This window comes from Pseudomonas sp. RIT288, from assembly GCF_000631985.1.
Taxonomy (GTDB): Bacteria; Pseudomonadota; Gammaproteobacteria; order Pseudomonadales; family Pseudomonadaceae; genus Aquipseudomonas.
This window is the reverse complement of sequence record NZ_JFYN01000003.1, coordinates 32556-51123: the sequence shown is the minus strand read 5'-3', so window position 1 is coordinate 51123 and position 18568 is coordinate 32556. Positions and strand designations below refer to the sequence as shown.

The following is an 18568-nucleotide window of genomic DNA, read 5'->3' as shown; positions in this document are numbered from 1 at the left end:
GTTCATGAACCAAACCGGCCTCAGAGGACTCTGAGCTATGCCTTTCGCAAAGGAAGCGCGACACACGACATGGACAACACCCGGTGCTGGGAGCCCGTGGTGTAAGGGTTGGTCAGCCCCAACCGAATTTGCTGAAGAACCTATATTCAATGACGAACCTCATGAGTTTCGCCAAACGTTTCAAACATCGCGCCTACGTGGCCCTGCCTTCGCTGCTGGCGGTCAGTGCATTGTTCCTGTCGCTGGAGTCGAGCCAGATTCGCGCGCAACCGGTGGATGGCACGCAGACGCTGGTCTTCCTGCGCCATGCGGAAAAGCCCGAGGGCGGTCTCGGCCAGCTCAATTGTCAGGGTCTGAATCGCGCCATCGACCTGTCGACGCTGCTGCCGGAAAAATTCGGCAAGGCCGACTACGTGTTCGCCGCCAATCCGACGCGCAGTGTCGAGGAAGGCGAACTGGATAACTCTTACAGCTACATCCGTCCGTTGATGACCATCAGCCCCGCGGCGATCAAGCTCGGCCTGCCGGTGAACATCGAGTTTTCCGCCAACGACACCAGTGACCTGGCGCGCGAACTGACCGAGGACAAGTACCACAACGCGACGATCTACACCGCCTGGTCGCACGGTTATCTGCCGGAGCTGATCAACAAGGTTGCCGGCAAAGCGGTCGGCGAGAAGCAGACCATCACCGATGACTGGGCGTCAGGCGATTTCGATTCGCTGTACGTGCTGACCCTGACCTGGCACAACGGCAAGGCCAGCCTGCAGAGCCACAGCTACAAGCAGGGTCTGGATAACGGCAAGGTGACGTGTCCGACTTGAGGCTGATGGTGTTTTTGAGGCCGCCATCGCGAGCAGGCTCACGCCTACAATTGGAACGCATTCCCCTGTAGGAGTGAGCCTGCTCGCGAAGAGGCCCGCAAGAACACCCTCAAACCCGCTGATTCACCCGCTCACGCAGGTACTCAAGCACCGCCCCGCGCTCCCCGGCAAACTCGATCCGCCCGCCCTTTTTCTCACGCTGGAATGCATACATCGGGTCGTAATACTCGCGCAGCAACACGCTGATCCAGTCACGGAACTGCTCGACTGATCCGCTGCGCGCCTGCTCGGCCAGGGCCTCTTCCATCTGCAGGAACATCCGCTGATGGCGCTCGCCGCCCAGCCGGCGCTGGATATTGTTCAAACTCGCAATCAACCGCTCGGCATACAGCGCAAAGCCCTGCTCGCCATGCACGGCGATAAACTCGGCGTGCAGGTTGATCACATAATCCTGCAGGATCCGCTCGACCCGCTGCTCCAGACTGTCTTCGAGCCAGACCATCGGCGCCACTTGCATGCCTCGGTACAGTGGCAATGGCAAAGCACAACTGCCGACTACCCGGCTCTCGTCCTCAAGCACAAACTGCTGGATCCCGCCGGCGCGCTTTTTCAGCAGATCAACGGCCAGACGGTTCTCAAAATCGATGTTGGTCGGTTGCCCGGTGGCGCGTTTGCCGAAACTCGATCCCCGATGATTGGCGTGGCCTTCCAGATCCAGACCATTGCGCAACTGCACCAGCAGTTCGGTCTTGCCAGTGCCGGTCATCCCGCCCAGCAGCACCAGATCGCACTCGGCCACGGCCTGATCGATCGTCTCCAGCAGGAACGTACGCATGGCCTTGTAGCCACCGCCGACCCGCGGGTAATCGATCCCGCCCTCTTCCTTGATCCATTGCTGGACGATCTGCGAACGCAAGCCGCCGCGAAAGCAATACAGGTAGCCGTCGGGGTGTGCCCGGGCAAACTCGACCCAGCCCTGAATGCGCTGCTCCCGCACTTCGGCAGACACCAGCCGCTCACCCAAGGCGATGGCGGCTTGTTGCCCATGCTGCTTGTAGCAGGTGCCCACCTGCTCGCGCTCGCGGTCATTCATCAGCGGCAAGTTGACCACGCCGGGAAATGCGCCGTGGGCAAACTCGATCGGCGCGCGGGCATCCATCATCGGCCGGTCGTTGAGAAAAATGTCGCGGTAATCGGTGCAGTCGCGTGACATCAGATCACCTCGACTGCGTGGGTCTGTCGCTCAACCAGCTCGCCGATCGGCGCCAGGTCCAGGCCCAGTTCAGCGGCGACGGCAAGGAATTCTTCATTGCCTTGCGGCGTCACCGCAATCAACAGACCACCACTGGTTTGCGGGTCACATAGCACACGCTTGTGCAGCTCCTGCACGCGGCCAACCTTGCTCGAATAGCTGTCGAAGTTGCGCAGCGTACCGCCGGGCACACAGCCCTGATCGAGGTAATACTCGACGCTGTCCAGACGCGGCACGCGATCATAGGCGATGCGTGCGGTCAGGCGGCTGCCGTCGGCCATTTCCACCAGATGCCCGAGCAGGCCGAAACCGGTGACGTCGGTCATCGCAGTGACGCCGGCCAGTTTGCCGAAACGGCTGCCGGGTTTGTTCAGGGTGCACATCCAGTCGCGGGCCACACCGACATCGCCGGGGCGCAATTTGCCCTTTTTCTCGGCGGTGGTGAGGATGCCGATGCCCAACGGCTTGGTCAGATACAGCAGGCAACCGGCGGTGGCGGTGTCGTTGCGCTTCATGTGGCGCTTTTCCACCAGACCGGTCACGGCCAGGCCGAAGATCGGCTCCGGCGCATCGATCGAATGCCCGCCGGCCAGCGGAATACCCGCCGCGTCACACACCGCACGCCCGCCGCGAATCACTTCCCGCGCCACTTCCGGCGCCAGCACATTCACCGGCCAGCCAAGGATCGCAATCGCCATCAGCGGATCGCCGCCCATCGCATAGATGTCGCTGATTGCATTGGTCGCGGCGATCCGGCCAAAATCGAACGGGTCGTCGACAATCGGCATGAAGAAGTCCGTGGTCGACACCACACCGCGCTCGGCATCGATCTCGTACACCGCCGCGTCATCACGCGACGCATTGCCGACCCACAGTTTCGGGTCAAGGTTCTGCGCACCGCTGCCGGCCAGAATCACTTCCAGCACCTGCGGGGAAATCTTGCAGCCACAACCGGCTCCGTGGCTGTATTGGGTCAGGCGAATCGGCTCGCTCATGGGAGAGTCTCTGGCAGTTGATGGGGCGGATTCTAGCAGAGCGCGTGCCGGCATATTTTTGCGCTGAATGTCAGGCTCGCTCCCACACGGGATCTCCAGTGCACACACAGTCGGTGGGTGACAGAGAGCAAATGTGGGAGTGAGCCTGCTCGCGAAAGCTATCGAGCGGTCACCGCCACTTCATCGCCGGACCTATAAAGCCGCTCTATTCTGCCGGCCAAAAAAAACCGCCCTTTCGGGCGGCTGAAGTACTTCGACCATGATTCAGAAGCTTTGACTGAAGCTGATGTTGAACGCGCTGTCGTTGTTGTCGCTCGACACCTGGCCCGAGTAGCCGATGCCCAGCTTGCCGGTCGGGGTGACCTGAAAGTCGATGCCGGCTTCGAGCAATGCGCTGTCCTTGGCGATCGGCACACCCTGGGTGCTGAACGAGGCGCCGCCGTCGATGAAGGTCAGGTCGGCGTCAGGTTTGGTGTCGCCGAAGGCATGCCGCCAGCCGATGGCCGCGCGTGGCGTCAGTTGGCTGCCGTTGGCCAGGGTCACCAACTTGCCGATGCGCACACCGAGGGTCGAGTAGGTGATGTCCTGATCGGCGTCGGCCTTCAGGCGCCCCACTCCACCTTTTTCCTTGCCGGTGTCGCTGTCGTAGTTGACGTAGGCAAGCCCGGCGAACGGTTCGATGGCAACGCCTGCCGCGTTGATCGCGTAACCCACTTCACCGAACACCTGCGCACTGCGCGCGTCGTAATCGGCCTTCAGGCGATCGTTGTAAGAACCGACGCTGACATCGCGTTTGGTTTCGATGCTGTGCCAGCTGTAAGCCGCGCCGAGGCGCACGGCCAGTGCATCGAATTGCGAGTTCAGATAACCGGCCAAGTGGTAGCTGTCGACCTTGGCATCCGAGTTGCGATCATGCGCATTGAGGTTGCTGCGGGTGTAGCCGGCCGCCATCCCGGCACGCCAGGTGTCATCCAGCGCCTTGTCGGTGCCGAGCATGAAACCGCCGAGGTTGCGATCGACCTTCGCCGTGTTGCTGTCGCCGCCCATGTCGCCCCAGGCGCCGATGGCCCGGATCCAGCCGACCATTTCCCCATGGCAGCCGTTGCTGCTCAGTTGCGTGTCGCTCGGTGCCAGGGTTCTGCGGGGATCATTCGCAGCGCTGCACGATGGCTGGCGCATACGGTCATTGACCGCCTCACGGATGAAGCGCGAATCCTCAAGCATGGCGCTGGCGGTGCTGGCGTGGATTTCCCCGGAGAGGCTGTCGAACGCATTGCGTGCACCGGCCACGCTGAGATTGACGATCTGGTTCTGCAACGCCGCGCCGGCCGCTCCGTTGTTCGTCAGTGCCGTGGCGGTGCCGCGCTGGTTGGCCGTGGCAGCGACGTCGGCGAACGAGTTGCCGTTACGGCTCACGGCCAAGTTCACCGAATCGGCACTGTAGATCAGCGAGCTGTTAAGGAAGGCGTACTGCGGCAGATCGGCGGCACTGAAGGTGCCGGTCACACCACCGCCCGCGGTGATCAGCGAGTAAGTGGTATTGCCGGTGAACGGCGCCAGGCTGTTGACCACCAGACCGCCACCCAGAGCTGCCGTGCCACCAACCGCCAGCGGTGTGGCGGTTGGCGAGCTGACCGTCAGCGCCAGCACACCATCACTGCCGTTGGTCAGGTTGCCGGCCACGCTCAAAGTACCGTCAGCACCACCGGAAGCCACCACACCGTGGTTGACCACCGAACCGACGCTGCCATTACCGCTCAGGCCTGCGCCATTGGCGACGGTGACTTGTGCGCCCAACGAAGCCCGGGCCGCACGACTGCCGACTTGCAGCACGCCCTGATCAACAGAGACCGTGCCGCTGAACGGCTGATTGCCGGTCAGCAACAACGTGCCGGCGCCGCGTTTGGCCATCGCCCCGAGTCCGCTGAGGATGCCGTTGAACTGGCCATTGGCATTCTGCTGGAACACCAGTGTGGCGTTGTCGGTGATGTTGCCTTGCAGGCTCGTGGTGTTACCGATCAGCGTACCGCCACTGACGGTGGTGCCGCCGCTGTAGGTGTTGGCGCCACTGAGCACCAACGTGCCGGAGTCGAGTTTCTCGATACCACCCGTCCCCACCAGCGGTACGGAAATTTCCGCACTCGCCCCGGCATTGACCCGCACCGGCGCCAGACTGCCGTCGGCACCGTTGACCGGCGTCAGCGTACCGCCAGCTCCCGGAACCAGACTGTAACCCCCGGCGAGGAACTGCAGGCCGGTGAAGTTCTGATTGCCCTGCACAGTGACGGTACCGGCCTGGCCGCCGAACACCGCGAACTGACCATTGGACGCCAGTGCCTGAGTGCCGCTCGGATCGGTCCAGTTGGTGCCCGGGCCCCACACGCCACTGCCGCCGCCGATGCTGCCGTCCGGATTGGTGGTGCCACCGTTCCAGAACTGCACTTCACCCGGACTGCCCTGCACCAGCAGGTTGACCTGATTGGCGATCGCGGTTTGCAGGGTCAGGTTGGCCGCCGATACCGGCAGGCTGCCGTAGACCAAACCGTTGTCGGTCAGGCTGCCACCGTAACGGAACAGTTGATAGACCCCGGTGCCGAAGCCGCCGGCGTTGCTGACATTCAGCGTACCGTCGAGGGTCAGGTTGCCGGCGACATTGACCACCGTGGTGGAGCTGGCGGCCGAGCCGAGGCTGAAGTCCAGATTGGTCCCCGAGGACAGTGCCAGCGAACCAACCGACAACGGCGTGGCCGTGCCGCCACCGGTCAGCGTTGCACCGCTGGCCAGTTGCACGTTGCCGCCCAGTTGCCCGCTGCCGCCGACTTTCGCGCCGCTGGCGACGTTGACATTGGCGCTGTTGAACACGCCGTTGACGATCAGGTTGCCGGCCTGCACCGAGGTGTCGCCGGTGAAGGTGTTGTTGCCGGTCAGGAGCAATTGACCGGTGCCGGTTTTGTTCAGCGTGCCGGCGCCCGTCAGGTTGCCGGTGTAGCTGCCGTCGGCGTTTTGTTCGAAGGTCAGCGTCGCGTTGTTGACGATCGCACCTTGCAGGCTGCTGGTGTCACCCGTGGTGCTGCCGCCGTTCAGCGTGGTACCACCGCTGTAAGTATTGGCGCCACTCAGCACGAGGTCACCGCTGCCGTTTTTCACCAGACTGCCGGTGCCCGTGATGGCGCCGAGCAGCGTGGTGTTCTGGTTGCCGGCCAGGGTCAATTGCGACCCCAGATTGATCGCGTTGGCCAGTTGCAGCGCCGAGCTGCTGTCGAGGCTGGCGTTGCCGCTCACGCTCAATGCACCGCTGCTGATCGCGCTGTTATTGCCCAGCACCAGTGTGCCGCCAGCGAGCTGCGTACCACCGCTGTAGGTGTTGCTGCCGTTGAGGGTCAGGCTCGAAGCGCCAGACTTGATCAGGCTGCCCGTCCCACTGACTACACCGTCGAGGGTCAAGGCGTTGCTGCCAGCGACAGTCAGGCCACCGTTCACCACCACATCGTTGCCCAGAGTCACAGCCGTGTTGCTGTCCAGTGCGGTGCCGTCCGCAGCGGTCAACACGCCAGTGCCGAGCGCCGCGTTATTGCCGACAACAATCTTGCCGCCATTGAGCGCGGTGCCGCCGGTGTAACCGTTGGCGGCGTTGAGCACCAACGTACCGCTGTCGTATTTGCCGAGGGTGCCGCTGCCATTGAGTGCAACACCGACGGTCGCGGTGGCGTTCGGATCAACGCGCACCGAGGCATTGCCCAGCGAACCGTTGACCAGATTCAGCGAACCCGCCGTGCCGTTCACCAGACTGTAGCCATCGGTGACGAACTGCATGCCGGTGATGGTTTGTGCGCCATTGACAGTGATCGTGCCCGCCGTGCCCTGGAACACCGCGAAGTTGTTGGTCCAGGCCTGATTGGTGGTGCCGTTGACGTCGGTCCAGTTGGTGGTGCCGGTGCCCCAGGTACCGCTGCCGCCATCGACCGATCCGTTGGCCACCAGCTGGTTGCCGTCCCAGAACTGCACGGTGACACCCGGTGCGGTGACCAGCAGGTTGATCTGGTTGGCCAGCGCGGTTTGCAGGGTCAGATCGCCCGGAGTGACGCTGCCCGGCAGCGTGCCGATCAGCACGCCGTTGTCAGTCAGGCCGCCGGTGTAGTTGATCAGGCGATACACGCCGCTGCCAAAACCACCGATATCGCTGACGTTGAGGGTGCCGTCGAGGGTCAGGTTGCCGCCGACATTCACCAGTGCGTTACCACCACCGGAGACCGGCGCGCCGAGGCCGACATCGAAGTTGGAATTGCCGTTGAGCACCAGCGAGTTCACCGACAGGGTGCTGCCGGTGACACCGGCCAGATGCCCGCCATCGGCCACCGTCACCGCACCGGTCAAGGTGCCGCTGCCACCAAGGGTGCCGCCGCTGTTGACCAGCACGTTGCCGCTGGCCAGCGAGCCGTTGACCTGCAAGGTGCCGGCGTTGACGTTGGTATCGCCGGTCAGATCGCTGATGCCGCTGAGGGTCAGCGCACCCGAGCCGAGCTTGGTCAGCCCGCCGTCACCGCTGAGGATGCCGGCGAAGGTGCTGCTGACGTTGTTGCCACCCAGGCTCAGGGTGTTGCCGGTGCCGACCAGCGCGGTACCGCTGCCGGTCAGGCTGGCGAGGCTACCCGAAGCACCGAGATTCAGCGCCGCGCCGCCCGCGAGGTTGACCGTGGCGTTGTTGCCCAATGCCGTGCCGCTCAGGGTGGTCAGGCTGCCGGACAGCACATCGAAAGTGCCGCTGAAGGTGTTGTTGCCACTCAATGTGAGGTCGGCCAGACCATTCTTGGTCAGGGTGCCGGCGCCGGCGATCACACCGCCGAGGGTCAGGTTGTTGTTACCGGCCAGAGCCAGATTCGCGTTGACGTTGAGGTTGTTGGCCAGCACCAGAGGCGCGGAGTTGTCGAGGGTCGAAGCGCCGGCCACAGTCAGCGCGCCGCTGCCCAGCGAGCCGCCAGTGCCGAGGGTCAGCGTACCGGCATTCAGTGTGGTGCCACCGGTGTAAGTATTGATGCCGTTGAGCGTCAGGTTCGAGGCGCCGTTCTTGATCAACCCGCCCGCGCCACTGACCACGCCAGCGAGGGTCAGGTTGTTGCTGCCGGCGTTGCTCAAGTTGGCGTTGAGCACCACGTTGTTGCCCAGGCTCAGCGCACTGTTGCTGTCCAGCGCCGAGGCACCCGCCACGGTCAGGTTGCCCAGGCCCAGCGCCGAGTTGCTGCCGGCGGTCAGGGTGCCGGCGTTCAGGGTGGTGCCACCGAGGAAGTTGTTGTTGCCGCTCAACGTCAGGTTGGCTGCGCCGTTTTTGCTCAGGCTGCCGGCGCCGTTGACCGTACCGGCCAGCGTCAGATCCGCCGTGCCGCTAATGCCGAGATTGCCGGCCAGATTCACCGCGTTGTTCACCGAAACCGCCGTGCTCGCATCCAGCGTGGTGCCGCCCGCCGCGTTCAACGTGCCGGAACCCAGCGCCGAGTTCGACGCCAGAATCAGCCCGCCGGCATTCAGCGCTACCGGGCCGAGGAAGGCGTTGTTGCCGCCGAGAGTCAGGTTCGCCGCGCCGGTTTTGATCAGGCCACCAGTGCCGCCAATGACGCCGTTAAGCGTCAGCGCATTGCTGCCGACCACGGTGAGGTTGCCGTTGAGTGTTGCCGCGTTGGCCAGTGTCACCGCCGCGTTGCTGTCCAGCTGCGTGCCGGCATTCGCCGTCAGCGTACCGGTACCGAGCGCGGTGTTGCTGCCGACGATGATTTTGCCGCCGTCCAGCTGCGTGCCGCCGCTGTAGGTGTTGGCGCCGTTGAGCACCAGGGTACCGGCGTCCAGTTTGTTGAGGATGCCACTACCATCGATATTCACGCCGATGGTCGCAGTGACGCCCGGATCAACCCGCAGCGCTGTGGTACCGCCAGTGCCGTTGACGGCGGTCAGTTGCCCTGCTCCGCCGTTGACCAGGTTGTAACCATCGGTAAGGAATTGCATGCCGGTGAACGCTTGCGTGCCGTTCACCGAGACAGTGCCGGCGGCGCCCTGGAACACCGCGAAGTCACCGGCCCATGACTGGTTGACCAGACCGTTGGCATCGGTCCAGTTGGTGCCGACCGCGTTCCACGTGCCGCTGCCGCCATCGACCACGCCGTTGGCGATGGTCTGGCTGCCGTCCCAGTAACGGATGTTGCTGTTCGGTGCCGACACTTGAATGTTGATCTGATTGGCCACACCGGTCTGTACCACCAGATCGCCGAGGGCGTAACCGACCGGCACGCTGGCGACATCAAGGCCCAGATTGGTCAGGGCCCCGGTGTAGTTGAACAGACGATACACACCGACGCCGAAACCACCGGCATCGCTGACGTTGAGATTGCCGTCAAGGGTCAGGTTGCCGCCGATGTTCATCAGCGAACTGGTCGACGGAGTCCCCAGCGCCACATCCACGTTGCTGCCGGCACCCAGGGTCAGCGCACCCGCCGACAGGGTATTGCCCGACGACAGCGCCAGATGCCCGCCACTGTTGATGTTCACCGCGCCGAGCGCCGAGCCGGTACCGGTCAGGGTGCCGCCGGTGTTGACGTTAACCTGCGTGCTCGCCAGCGAACCGCTCAGGTTCACGATACCGCCATCGATCGCGGTATTGCCGGTAATGCCGTTGATGCCAGTGAGGTTCAAGGTGCCGGTACCGACTTTGGTCAGGCCGCCGCTGCCGCTGAGATCACCATCAAAGGTGCTGGTGACGTTACCGCCACCGACGGTCAACGTGTTGCTGCCAGTCAGTTGCACACTGCCGCTGCCGGTCAGCGCGCCGAGGCTGGCATCGCTACCGAGATTCAGGCCGGCACCGGCACTGATGTTGACGCCGGAAGTGTTGCCCAGCGCGTTGCTGTTGAGGGTGGTGACGCTGCCGGAGACAATGTTCACGGCGCCGGTAAAGGTGTTGTTGCCGGCCAGAGTCAGGTCCGACAAACCGTTTTTGGTCAGGCTGCCGGCGCCGTCGATGATGCCGTTAAGGCTCAGGTCGTTGTTACCGGCCACCGTCAGCCCGGCGTTGAGGGTGATCGCGTTGCCGATGCCGAACGAGGCGCTGTTGTCGAGGGTCGCTGCGCCGCCGACGGTCAAGCCGCCACTGCCCAGACCATTGGCATTGCCCAGGGTCAAGGTGCCGGCGTTGAGGGTGGTGCCGCCGCTGAAAGTGTTGTTGCCGTTGAGTGTCAGGTTGGCCGCACCGTCCTTGATCAGTTGGCCTGTGCCGCTGGTCACGCCACCGAGGGTCAGGTTCTGCGTGCCGCCGACGGTCAATCCAGCGTTGAGAGTGACATCGTTGTTGAGGCTGACCAGCGGCGAGTTGCTGTCCAGTGTGGCAGCGCCAGCGACGGTCAGTGCGCCGGAACCCAGCGCCGAACTGTTGCCGACGGTCAGCGTACCGGCATTCAGCGTGGTACCGCCGAGGTAGTTGTTGGCCGCATTGAGAATCAGGTTGGCCGCGCCGCTTTTCACCAGACTTCCAGCGCCGCTGACCAGACCGGTCAAAGTCAGATCTGCCGTGCCGCCGACATTCAAGGCACCGGCCAGGCCCACTGCGTTGTTCAGGCTGACGGCGGTGTTGGCGTCGAGCGTGGTGTTGGCTGCCGCGTTCAGCGTACCGACGCCCAGCGCGGTGTTGCTGCCGACAATCAGCTTGCCGGTGTTCAGTGCAGTGTTGCCGAAATAGGTGTTGGCGCCATTGAGGGTCAGGTCGGCCGCGCCGTTCTTGGTCAGCCCACCGATACCGGCGACCACGCCGCCGAGAGTCAGCGCATTGCTGCCGCCGACCGTCAGGGTGCCGGCGAGGTTGACGTTGTTGGCCAGGGTCGCGGCGGTGCTGGCATCCAGCGAGGTGCCATTCGACGCGTTGAGTGTGCCGGTGCCGAGTGCGGTGTTGGAGCCGACCACCAGCGAACCGGCGTTCAGCGCCGTGGTGCCGGTGTAGGTGTTGTTGCCGGTCAGGGTCAGGCTCGATGCCCCGGTCTTGATCAGGCCATTGCTGCCGCTGATCACCCCGCCGAGGGTCAGCGCGTTGGCGCCGCCGGTGGTGAGGTTGGCATTGAGGATCACGTTGTTGTTCAGGGTCACGGCGGAGCTGCCGTTGAGCGTGCCCGCACCTTCCACCGACAAGGCGCCGGTGCCCAGTGCCGCGCCGTTGCCGACGGTCAGGCTGCCGGCATTCAACGTGGTGCCGCCGCTGTAGGTATTGGTGCCGTTGAGGGTGAGATTGGCGGCGCCGTTTTTCACCAGTTGGCTGGTGCCGCTGATCACGCCACCGAGGGTCAGCGCGTTGCTGCCGCCAATCCCCAGACTGTTATTGAGAATGACGTTGTTGTTCAGCGTCACCGCCGCATTGCTGTCCAGAGTCGCCACGCCGCCGACGGTGATGTTGCCGCTGCCGAGCGCCGCATTCGCACCCGCAGTAATGGTGCCGGCGTTCAACGCGACAGCACCGAGGAAGGTGTTGGCGCCATTGAGAATCAGATTGGCCGCGCCGTTTTTGGTCAGACCGCCGCTGCCGCTGACGATGCCGCCGAGGGTCAGGTTGGCGCTGCCGCCGATGTTCAGGTTGCCGCCGAGGCTGACCGCGTTGGTCAGCGCCACCGCTGTGCTGGCATCGAGGGTGGTACCTGCTGCCGTGGTCAATGCGCCAGTGCCCAGCGCGGTGTTGCTGCCGACAATCAGCGTACCGGCATTCAGCGCAGTGCCGCCGGAGAAAGTGTTGTTGCCGCTGAGGCTCAGGTTGGCCGTGCCATTCTTGATCAGGTTGCCGGCGCCGCTGACGACGCCGCTCAGGCCCAGTGCCTGGGTGCCGCCAATGGTCAGATCCGCCGCCAGCGCGACAGCGTTGGCCAGGGTCACTGCGGTGGTCGCATCCAGCGTGGTGCCGGCTGCTGCGTTCAACGCGCCAGTCCCCAGCGCGGTGTTGCTGCCGACGAACAGGCTGCCGGCGTTCAGTAGCGTGTTGCCGGCGTTGGTGTTGTTGCCCGTCAGGGTCAGGCTGGCGGTACCGGTCTTGGTGATACCGCCGGTGCCGGACAATACGCCGCCCAGGGTCAGCGCGTTGCTGCCGAGCACATTGAGGTTGCCGGTCATCGCGATGTTGTTGGCCAGCGACACGTTGGCGGTGCTGTCGAGGCTGGTGCCAGCGGCGGTGTTCAGCGCACCGCTGCCCAGTGAGTTGTTGTTGGTCACCAGCAGGCTGCCGGCGCTCAGGGTGGTGGTGCCGGTGTAACCGCTGTTGGCGCCACTGAGGGTCAGGCTGCCGGTGCCGGTCTTGGTCAGGCCGCTGCTGCCGCTGATCAGGCCGCCGAGGGTCAGCGCGCCGGTGCCGCCGGCCGTCAAAGTGCCACCGAGGCTGATGGCGTTGGCCAGGCTGATCGTGCCCGGCGCGCTCAGGGTCGTCGCGCCAGTGACGTTGAGGGTGCCGGTGCTGAATGCCTGATTGTTGCTGATCTGCACCGTGCCGCCATTGAGCGTGGTGTTGCCCAGGTAGGTGTTGGCGGCGCTGAGGCTCAGTTGCCCGGCACCGATTTTGGTCAGGCCACCGCTGCCGGAAATCACCCCGCTCAGGGTCGTGGCGTTGGTGCCTTGCACCGTCACGCCACCAGCGCCGAGGGAGATCAGGTTGCTGATGTTCAGACCGGCGTTGCTGGCCTGGAGGATCCCGCCGTTGGAGGTGAGCACCCCGCTGCCGAACGTGGCGTTGTTGTTGAACTGGGCGACACCGCCATTGAGCGTGGTCGCGCCGCTGACCAGTGGCCCCTGCAGGGTCCAGGTCCCGCTGTTGATGGTCAGGTTGTTGAAGTTGACGTAAGTGGCGCTCGACGCCGTGCCGACCCCGGTGGTGCCGCCGCCGACGCCGATCGGGTTCTGCAGGATCAGGCTGTTGGTGCCACCCGCGCCGCCGTCGACGGTGCCGGTCGGGGCGAAGGTCAGGTTGATGCCGATCAGCCCGCCGAGCCCCACACTGATCTGTACGCCGTCACCCACGTTGACACTGGAGCCGGTTACCGCCGTAAAGGTGTTGGTGCTGCTCGCGCCCATCGACACGCCGCCGGTGATCGCACCGGCGTTGGTGAAGGTGTTGCCCGCCGCCGAGGTCTCGAAGGCGATGCGTCCGTTGATCACGCCGGTGCTGCTGTTGGTCATGTTGACCTGCGAGCCGCCGTACACGCCGACCACCGGAGTATCGGCCAGGGTGATACCGCCGATCGAGAGCCCGGTCGAAGTGATGGTGCCGTTGTTGGTGATGCTGGTGGTGCCCGCTGCGGCGTTGTTCACCGCGATACCCAGACCGTCGAGGCTGGTCAGGTTGAGCCCGAGCAACATGCCGGTACCACGGATGATCCCGCTGGCGTTGTTGAGCACGCTGACCGTACTCGTCGCGCCGGTGCCGATGAAGGCGCCGCCGCTCAACACCGACACCAGCCCCAGCAGCGCCGGATCAAGGGTGCCAGAGTTGTTCAGGCTGATGTTGACCCCGGTCAGGTCCATCACATGGCCGCCGAGCGTCGCGTTCATCTGCGCCCCGGAGTTGACGTTGACCGTCAGGCCGTTGGTGGCACTGGAAAAACTGTTGAGAAACAGCGGCAGACTCGGCACACCGGTACAGGTCACGGTGGAACCCGCCGTGGAGCATGTGGCCAGTGCAGGTGCGCTGACCCCACCGAACAGCAGTCCGGCGACGCTCAGGTGCACAGCAAGGGAAAGTGGGGAAAAACGCGAAACGAGGGCGACACCAAACCTTGCTTCCACGGGCTACTCCTTGTCGTGGCCAAATTCTTCCTTGAAAGCGTGCAAGCGGTGCTTATTCCACACGCGAATCAAGACTGCGACGGTCATCACAAAACCGCGTTCTGGGTGACAAGCTAGTAGACGCCCCGCCATGGAGCACTGATTAAATGGTGTTAATACTTTAATACTAGGGCCGTCTAGAACAGGGTTTTCGGCCAGTAAACGCTGGCCCCTGTCCAGGCCACCTCCCCTGTAGGAGCTGCGGCACGCTGCGATCTTTTGATCCTGATTTTTCAAAGCAAAATCAAAAGATCGCAGCATGCCGCAGCTCCTACAGGGGCAAGCGGAGCGACTTGGTACGTGTTGTGCAAACGTTTGCGACCTGCCTATCACGGCTTTTTCGTAACAAAACCGTACAGACCCGCAGAATCCGGGCCTCGATCCGCAAAAAAAGGACTTTGAATGCACGCTGCTTCCCTTCTTCGCGCCCCATTCGCGCGCACGCTTGCTGTTTCCCTACTACTGACCGGCGTTACCGGAGTTCTCAGCCACAGCGCGTGGGCACAACCGGCCCTGCCCGACGAATCCGCCCAGGGCGAAGCCCTCAGCCCGGAAGCTGCCCCGCCGCAAAAAGGCGCCTATCTGTCGGACTGGTACAACCAGGACCTGACGCTGATCGGCAGCAAGGACATCAGCTTCGGGCCGCAACCGGCCGACGATATCTACCTGGAATACGAGTACTTCGGGCGCAAGGGTCCGTTCGAGCTGTACGGCTACGTCGACATTCCGAAGATCTTCAACATCGGCAACAGCCACGACAAAGGCGTGTGGGATCACGGCTCACCGGTGTTCATGGAGCACGAGCCGCGCATCTCCATCGACTACCTCGCCGGCCGCAGCCTGGCCATCGGCCCGTTCAAGGAATGGTACGTGGCGTTCGACTGGATCTACGATCACGGCAGCCGCAAGGAGAACCGCGCCAACACCCTGTACAGCGGCTTCGGCACCGACATCGACACCCACTCGCGGGTCAACCTGTCGGCCAACCTGTACGGGCGCTACCAGTGGGAAAACTACGGTGCGAGCAATGAATATTCGTGGGACGGCTACCGCGCGCAACTCAAGTACATCGTGCCCATCGACAAATTCAGCAACGGCGCCTCGCTGACCTACATCGGCTTCACCAACTTCGACTTCGGCTCGGACATCCACAAGGACAACCCGGCGCGCACCGCCAATGCCACGGTGGCGACCAACGTCTTGCTCTACTCGTTCACCCACCTGCGCTTCACTCTGGTCGGCCGTTACTTCCACAACGGCGGCAACTGGGAGGACGGCAGTGAGCTGAACTTCGGCGACGGCAATTTCCGCGCGCGCTCCAACGGTTGGGGTTACTACGCCGGCATCGGCTACCAGTTCTGAAATCAGGAGATTCTCATGCAAGCAATGACGCGTCTGACCCTGGCCGCTGCGGCCCTGCTCTCTTCCACCACTTGGGCGGCTGAAGCGCCGATTCAGCCGAAAGTCGTGCTGATCACCATGTTCGCCCCCGAGGCACAGAACTGGATCGAGCGCCTCGATCTGAAACAGGAAATCCGCGTACCGGGCCTGTCCGCCGAGTACCCGACTATCCGCTGCAACAGCCAACAGGTGTGCCTGCTGACCACCGGCATGGGCCAGACCAACGCCGCCGCTTCAACCCTGGCCTTGGCCCTGTCGCCGAAATTCGACCTGCGCAAAAGCTGGTTTCTGATCGCCGGGATCGCCGGCATCAGCCCCAAACACGGGACCATCGGTACCGCCGCCTGGGCGCATTACCTGGTGGAATTCGGTACCCAATGGGAGCTGGACTCGCGCGATGCGCCGGCGAGCTGGCCGACTGGCTACCTGGGCATCAACACCAAGGGTCCGAACGAAAAACCGCCGCTGGACTACAAGACCGAAGTCTTCGAACTCAACCCGAAACTGCAGGCCAAAGCCTTCGCCCTGAGCCACAAGGTCGAGCTGAGCGAGAGCAAGGAATCGGCGGCGTGGCGCCTGAAATACCCGTCGGCCCCGGCCAATCAGCCGCCAGTCGTCACCCGTTGCGACACGCTGGCGGGCAACACCTGGTTCTCGGGTACTCGCCTGAGCGAACGCGCCGAGGTCTGGACCAGATTGTTGACCGACAATCAGGGTGAATACTGCACCACGCAACAGGAAGACAACTCCACTTACGAGGCCTTGTTGCGCGCCAGTCGTGAAGGTCTGGTGGATGTCCAGCGTCTGGCGGTGGTACGTGCAGGCTCTGACTTCGACCGTCCTGCTCCTGGCGGCAGCGAGGTGGACAATCTGCTGAAATACGCCGATCAGGGCGGCTTTGTGCCGGCGCTGGAAAACCTCTATCGCGCCGGCAATCCGCTGGTGCAGGACATTCTGAAAAACTGGTCGGCGTGGGAAAACGGCGTCCCGCAATCCTGAATCCTGCGCCAATCAATTGTAGGAGTGAGCCTGCTCGCGATAGCGGTGAGTCAAATAACCCATTTGTAATTGACACACCGCTATCGCGAGCAGGCTCACTCCTACAAGGGGGACGTGGTGCTCAGGGAATCAGGATGACCTTGTCGCCACTGCCCTGATTCACCTCTGCATAGCACTGCAACCCCTGCGCCAATGGCACCTCCACCAACCCCTGCGGTAGCGGCAGCAGATCCTCATCAAAGAACCGCCCAAACTGCTCGAGCATCGCCGCACAGGCTTGCACGCCGTACAACAGCGAGTTGATCCCGACCACCGAACCGCCCTTGCGGTACAACGCCAGCGCCGGCAACTGCACATGGCCGTCGACCGGTGCGGCGATGATCGCGATGCGCCCGAAGGCTGCCAATGCCGCCACCGAGGCCGGCAGCCAGAAACCGGTGGTGTCGAAGATCACGTCGGCACCGCCGCTGTACACCGCGTCGACCTGTGCGCCGAGGTCTTCGGGTTTATCCAGCTGAATCGTCTGGAAGCCTTGCGCCTGCAACGCCTTGACCTGCTCCGGCCTACGCGCTGACGCGAGGATTTGCGCCCCACGCACCTTGGCCAGCGCCAACGCCGCTGTGGCCACCGCACCGCCGCCGATCACCAGCAAACGGGTTTCCCCCTTCACCAGACTGCGCTCCAGCGCATCCCACGCCGTGGTGTAAGGCACACCGAGGCTAGCCGCCTGAGCGAAACTCAGGTGCGACGGTTTGTGCGCCACGCCATTGACCGGCAGTTTGACGAACTGCGCGTGCGAGCCATCGGCGAAAAAGCCCAACTCGCGCCCGGTGCCCCAGACTTCCTGACCGAGCAACGCCTGCGGGCCTTCGACCACGACACCGGCAAAATCACGCCCGGGAATCCGTGGCAATGTGGTGTACGGAAATCGCCCGAGCACGTTCTTCACATCGCTGGGGTTCAGACCGGCCGCCTTGATCTCGACCAGCACTTCATTCGCGCCAGGCAACGGGGTCGGTACGTCGACGAAACGCAGGGAAGACAGATCGCCGGTTTGATCGAATTGCAGTGCTTTCATGAGGACATCCACCAAAGGAAAAAGGACAATTCAGGACAGCCAGCCGGCGACCAGTTGCCGACCCATCGGCCACAACTGCTCACCCGCGAGCATACCGAGCAGCCCCACCAGCGCGATGGCCGGTGGCGCCGGGGAACGGAAGTCCAGTGCGCCATAAAGCAGGCCGACACCCAGACCGATGGCCAGCGAAATCAGGTAGTTCATGGAGGAAACTCCGCCGCGTTAAAAGAATGGGCAAAGTCTAGGGAAGGATGGGCAGAGGTGTCGGCCAAGGACTTCTGAATTTCGGCCAATTCTCAGTGATGTCCCCCTGTAGGAGCTACCGCAGGCTGCGATCTTTTGACTTTGATTTTTAAAAACAAGATCAAAAGATCGCAGCCTGCGGCAGCTCCTACAGGGATCGGGTTCAGGTGGTGGAGAATTGCGAAGGCGCCACGCCCAGCTCGCGCCGGAACATGTCACTGAAACTGCTCGGCGAATACCCCAGCTCGCGAGCGATCACACTCACCGGCACGCCCTGAATCAACTCGGCCACCGCCGTCGCCAGTTGCACCTGCCGCCGCCATTCGGCGAAGCCCATGCCGAGGCTGTCCTTGAACAGCCGCGCCAGCGTGCGCACGCTGGCCCCGGCGTTTTCCGCGTGCTGTTCGAACGGAATCTCCAGCGACGGTGCCGCCATCACCGCCTGGCACAGATTCATCAGGCGCCGGTCGGAATCGTCCGGCAGCGGGATCTTCAATTGTGAGCGCCGGGCACGCTTGAGCTCCAGCAAGGCCAGCCCGACCAACGCGTCGTAATAGGTAGGCTCACCGCTGTCGCCCTGCTCCACCAGCCCGATGATCAACTCACGCAGCAGCCCACCGACCTCGATCACCTGCACCGCCGGATCCAGCGTTGCCGCCAGCACCGGGCGCAGGTAGATATTGCGCATCTGCAAGTCCGACACCACACGAATCCCGTGCGGCACCCCGGGCGGCAACCACACCGCGCGCTGCGGTGGCACCACCAGCGCCTCATGCGGGGTCTCGACCCACATCACCCCGCTCATCGCATACAGCAACTGACCCCAGACATGCTCGTGCGGCTCGATGAACAAACCGCGCGGATAGGTACGCGCCAGCGGCTGCACCGGCACATCGGTATCCGTGAGATCGGGGGGCGCGGCGAGGGCCATGGCGAGCATTCATTGGGG

The 18568-nt window shown here is 63.5% G+C and carries 10 protein-coding genes; 3 read left to right on the top strand and 7 right to left on the bottom strand.

What is annotated here, in order from left to right; translation table 11 throughout:
• Positions 1-149 precede the first annotated feature (149 nt).
• Positions 150-824: a hypothetical protein gene (locus tag BW33_RS04850; RefSeq protein ID WP_047597405.1), complete on the top strand. Its 675-nt coding sequence runs from the start codon at positions 150-152 to the stop codon at positions 822-824.
• Between the two features lie 109 nt (positions 825-933).
• Here BW33_RS04850 and mnmH read toward each other — a convergent pair whose 3' ends face one another.
• The 4 genes from mnmH to BW33_RS04830 all read right to left on the bottom strand — a co-directional run bounded on the left by mnmH (position 934) and on the right by BW33_RS04830 (position 14159).
• Positions 934-2037, bottom strand: a complete 1104-nt coding sequence (gene mnmH / locus BW33_RS04845) for a tRNA 2-selenouridine(34) synthase MnmH (RefSeq protein ID WP_047597404.1) — start codon at positions 2035-2037, stop codon at positions 934-936.
• Positions 2037-3071, bottom strand: coding sequence for a selenide, water dikinase SelD (selD, locus tag BW33_RS04840; protein ID WP_047597403.1), 1035 nt, complete (start codon positions 3069-3071; stop codon positions 2037-2039). The genes mnmH and selD overlap by 1 nt, the downstream gene beginning before the upstream one ends.
• Positions 3072-3335: 264 nt before the next feature.
• Positions 3336-13859, bottom strand: coding sequence for an autotransporter-associated beta strand repeat-containing protein (locus BW33_RS04835; RefSeq protein ID WP_047597401.1), 10524 nt, complete (start codon positions 13857-13859; stop codon positions 3336-3338).
• 3 nt (positions 13860-13862) lie between these two features.
• The gene (locus BW33_RS04830) at positions 13863-14159 is read right to left on the bottom strand and encodes a hypothetical protein (protein WP_047597399.1); all 297 of its coding nucleotides are present in this window, start codon (positions 14157-14159) and stop codon (positions 13863-13865) included.
• A gap of 141 nt (positions 14160-14300) precedes the next feature.
• Here BW33_RS04830 and BW33_RS04825 point away from each other — a divergent pair, with 141 nt between their 5' ends.
• Both BW33_RS04825 and BW33_RS04820 read left to right on the top strand, forming a co-directional pair.
• Entirely contained in the window at positions 14301-15260 is a 960-nt protein-coding gene (locus BW33_RS04825) for a nucleoside-specific channel-forming protein Tsx (RefSeq protein ID WP_047597398.1), read from the top strand.
• A gap of 15 nt (positions 15261-15275) precedes the next feature.
• Positions 15276-16298 carry a purine-nucleoside phosphorylase gene (locus BW33_RS04820; protein ID WP_047597397.1) on the top strand — a complete coding sequence of 341 codons (1023 nt, stop codon included), beginning with the start codon at positions 15276-15278 and terminating at the stop codon, positions 16296-16298.
• 121 nt (positions 16299-16419) lie between these two features.
• Here the strand turns inward: BW33_RS04820 and BW33_RS04815 are convergent, their stop codons facing one another.
• From BW33_RS04815 to BW33_RS04810, 3 genes are all read right to left on the bottom strand, one after another.
• The gene (locus BW33_RS04815) at positions 16420-17376 is read right to left on the bottom strand and encodes a quinone oxidoreductase family protein (RefSeq protein WP_047597396.1); all 957 of its coding nucleotides are present in this window, start codon (positions 17374-17376) and stop codon (positions 16420-16422) included.
• A 30-nt stretch (positions 17377-17406) separates the two neighbouring features.
• Positions 17407-17580: a DUF1427 family protein gene (locus tag BW33_RS28275; RefSeq protein ID WP_007969534.1), complete on the bottom strand. Its 174-nt coding sequence runs from the start codon at positions 17578-17580 to the stop codon at positions 17407-17409.
• 202 nt (positions 17581-17782) lie between these two features.
• Positions 17783-18550, bottom strand: coding sequence for an AraC family transcriptional regulator (locus BW33_RS04810; protein WP_177327461.1), 768 nt, complete (start codon positions 18548-18550; stop codon positions 17783-17785).
• Positions 18551-18568: the final 18 nt, after the last annotated feature.

What these genes read in the sequence shown, in the direction of transcription:
- BW33_RS04850 (WP_047597405.1), top strand. Translation starts at nt 150, where the DNA reads ATGACGAACCTCATGAGTTTCGCCAAACGTTTCAAACATCGCGCCTAC.
- mnmH (WP_047597404.1), bottom strand. Translation starts at nt 2,037, where the DNA reads ATGTCACGCGACTGCACCGATTACCGCGACATTTTTCTCAACGACCGG.
- selD (WP_047597403.1), bottom strand. Translation starts at nt 3,071, where the DNA reads ATGAGCGAGCCGATTCGCCTGACCCAATACAGCCACGGAGCCGGTTGT.
- BW33_RS04830 (WP_047597399.1), bottom strand. Translation starts at nt 14,159, where the DNA reads ATGCTGCGATCTTTTGATTTTGCTTTGAAAAATCAGGATCAAAAGATC.
- BW33_RS04825 (WP_047597398.1), top strand. Translation starts at nt 14,301, where the DNA reads ATGCACGCTGCTTCCCTTCTTCGCGCCCCATTCGCGCGCACGCTTGCT.
- BW33_RS04820 (WP_047597397.1), top strand. Translation starts at nt 15,276, where the DNA reads ATGCAAGCAATGACGCGTCTGACCCTGGCCGCTGCGGCCCTGCTCTCT.
- BW33_RS04815 (WP_047597396.1), bottom strand. Translation starts at nt 17,376, where the DNA reads ATGAAAGCACTGCAATTCGATCAAACCGGCGATCTGTCTTCCCTGCGT.
- BW33_RS28275 (WP_007969534.1), bottom strand. Translation starts at nt 17,580, where the DNA reads ATGAACTACCTGATTTCGCTGGCCATCGGTCTGGGTGTCGGCCTGCTT.
- BW33_RS04810 (WP_177327461.1), bottom strand. Translation starts at nt 18,550, where the DNA reads ATGGCCCTCGCCGCGCCCCCCGATCTCACGGATACCGATGTGCCGGTG.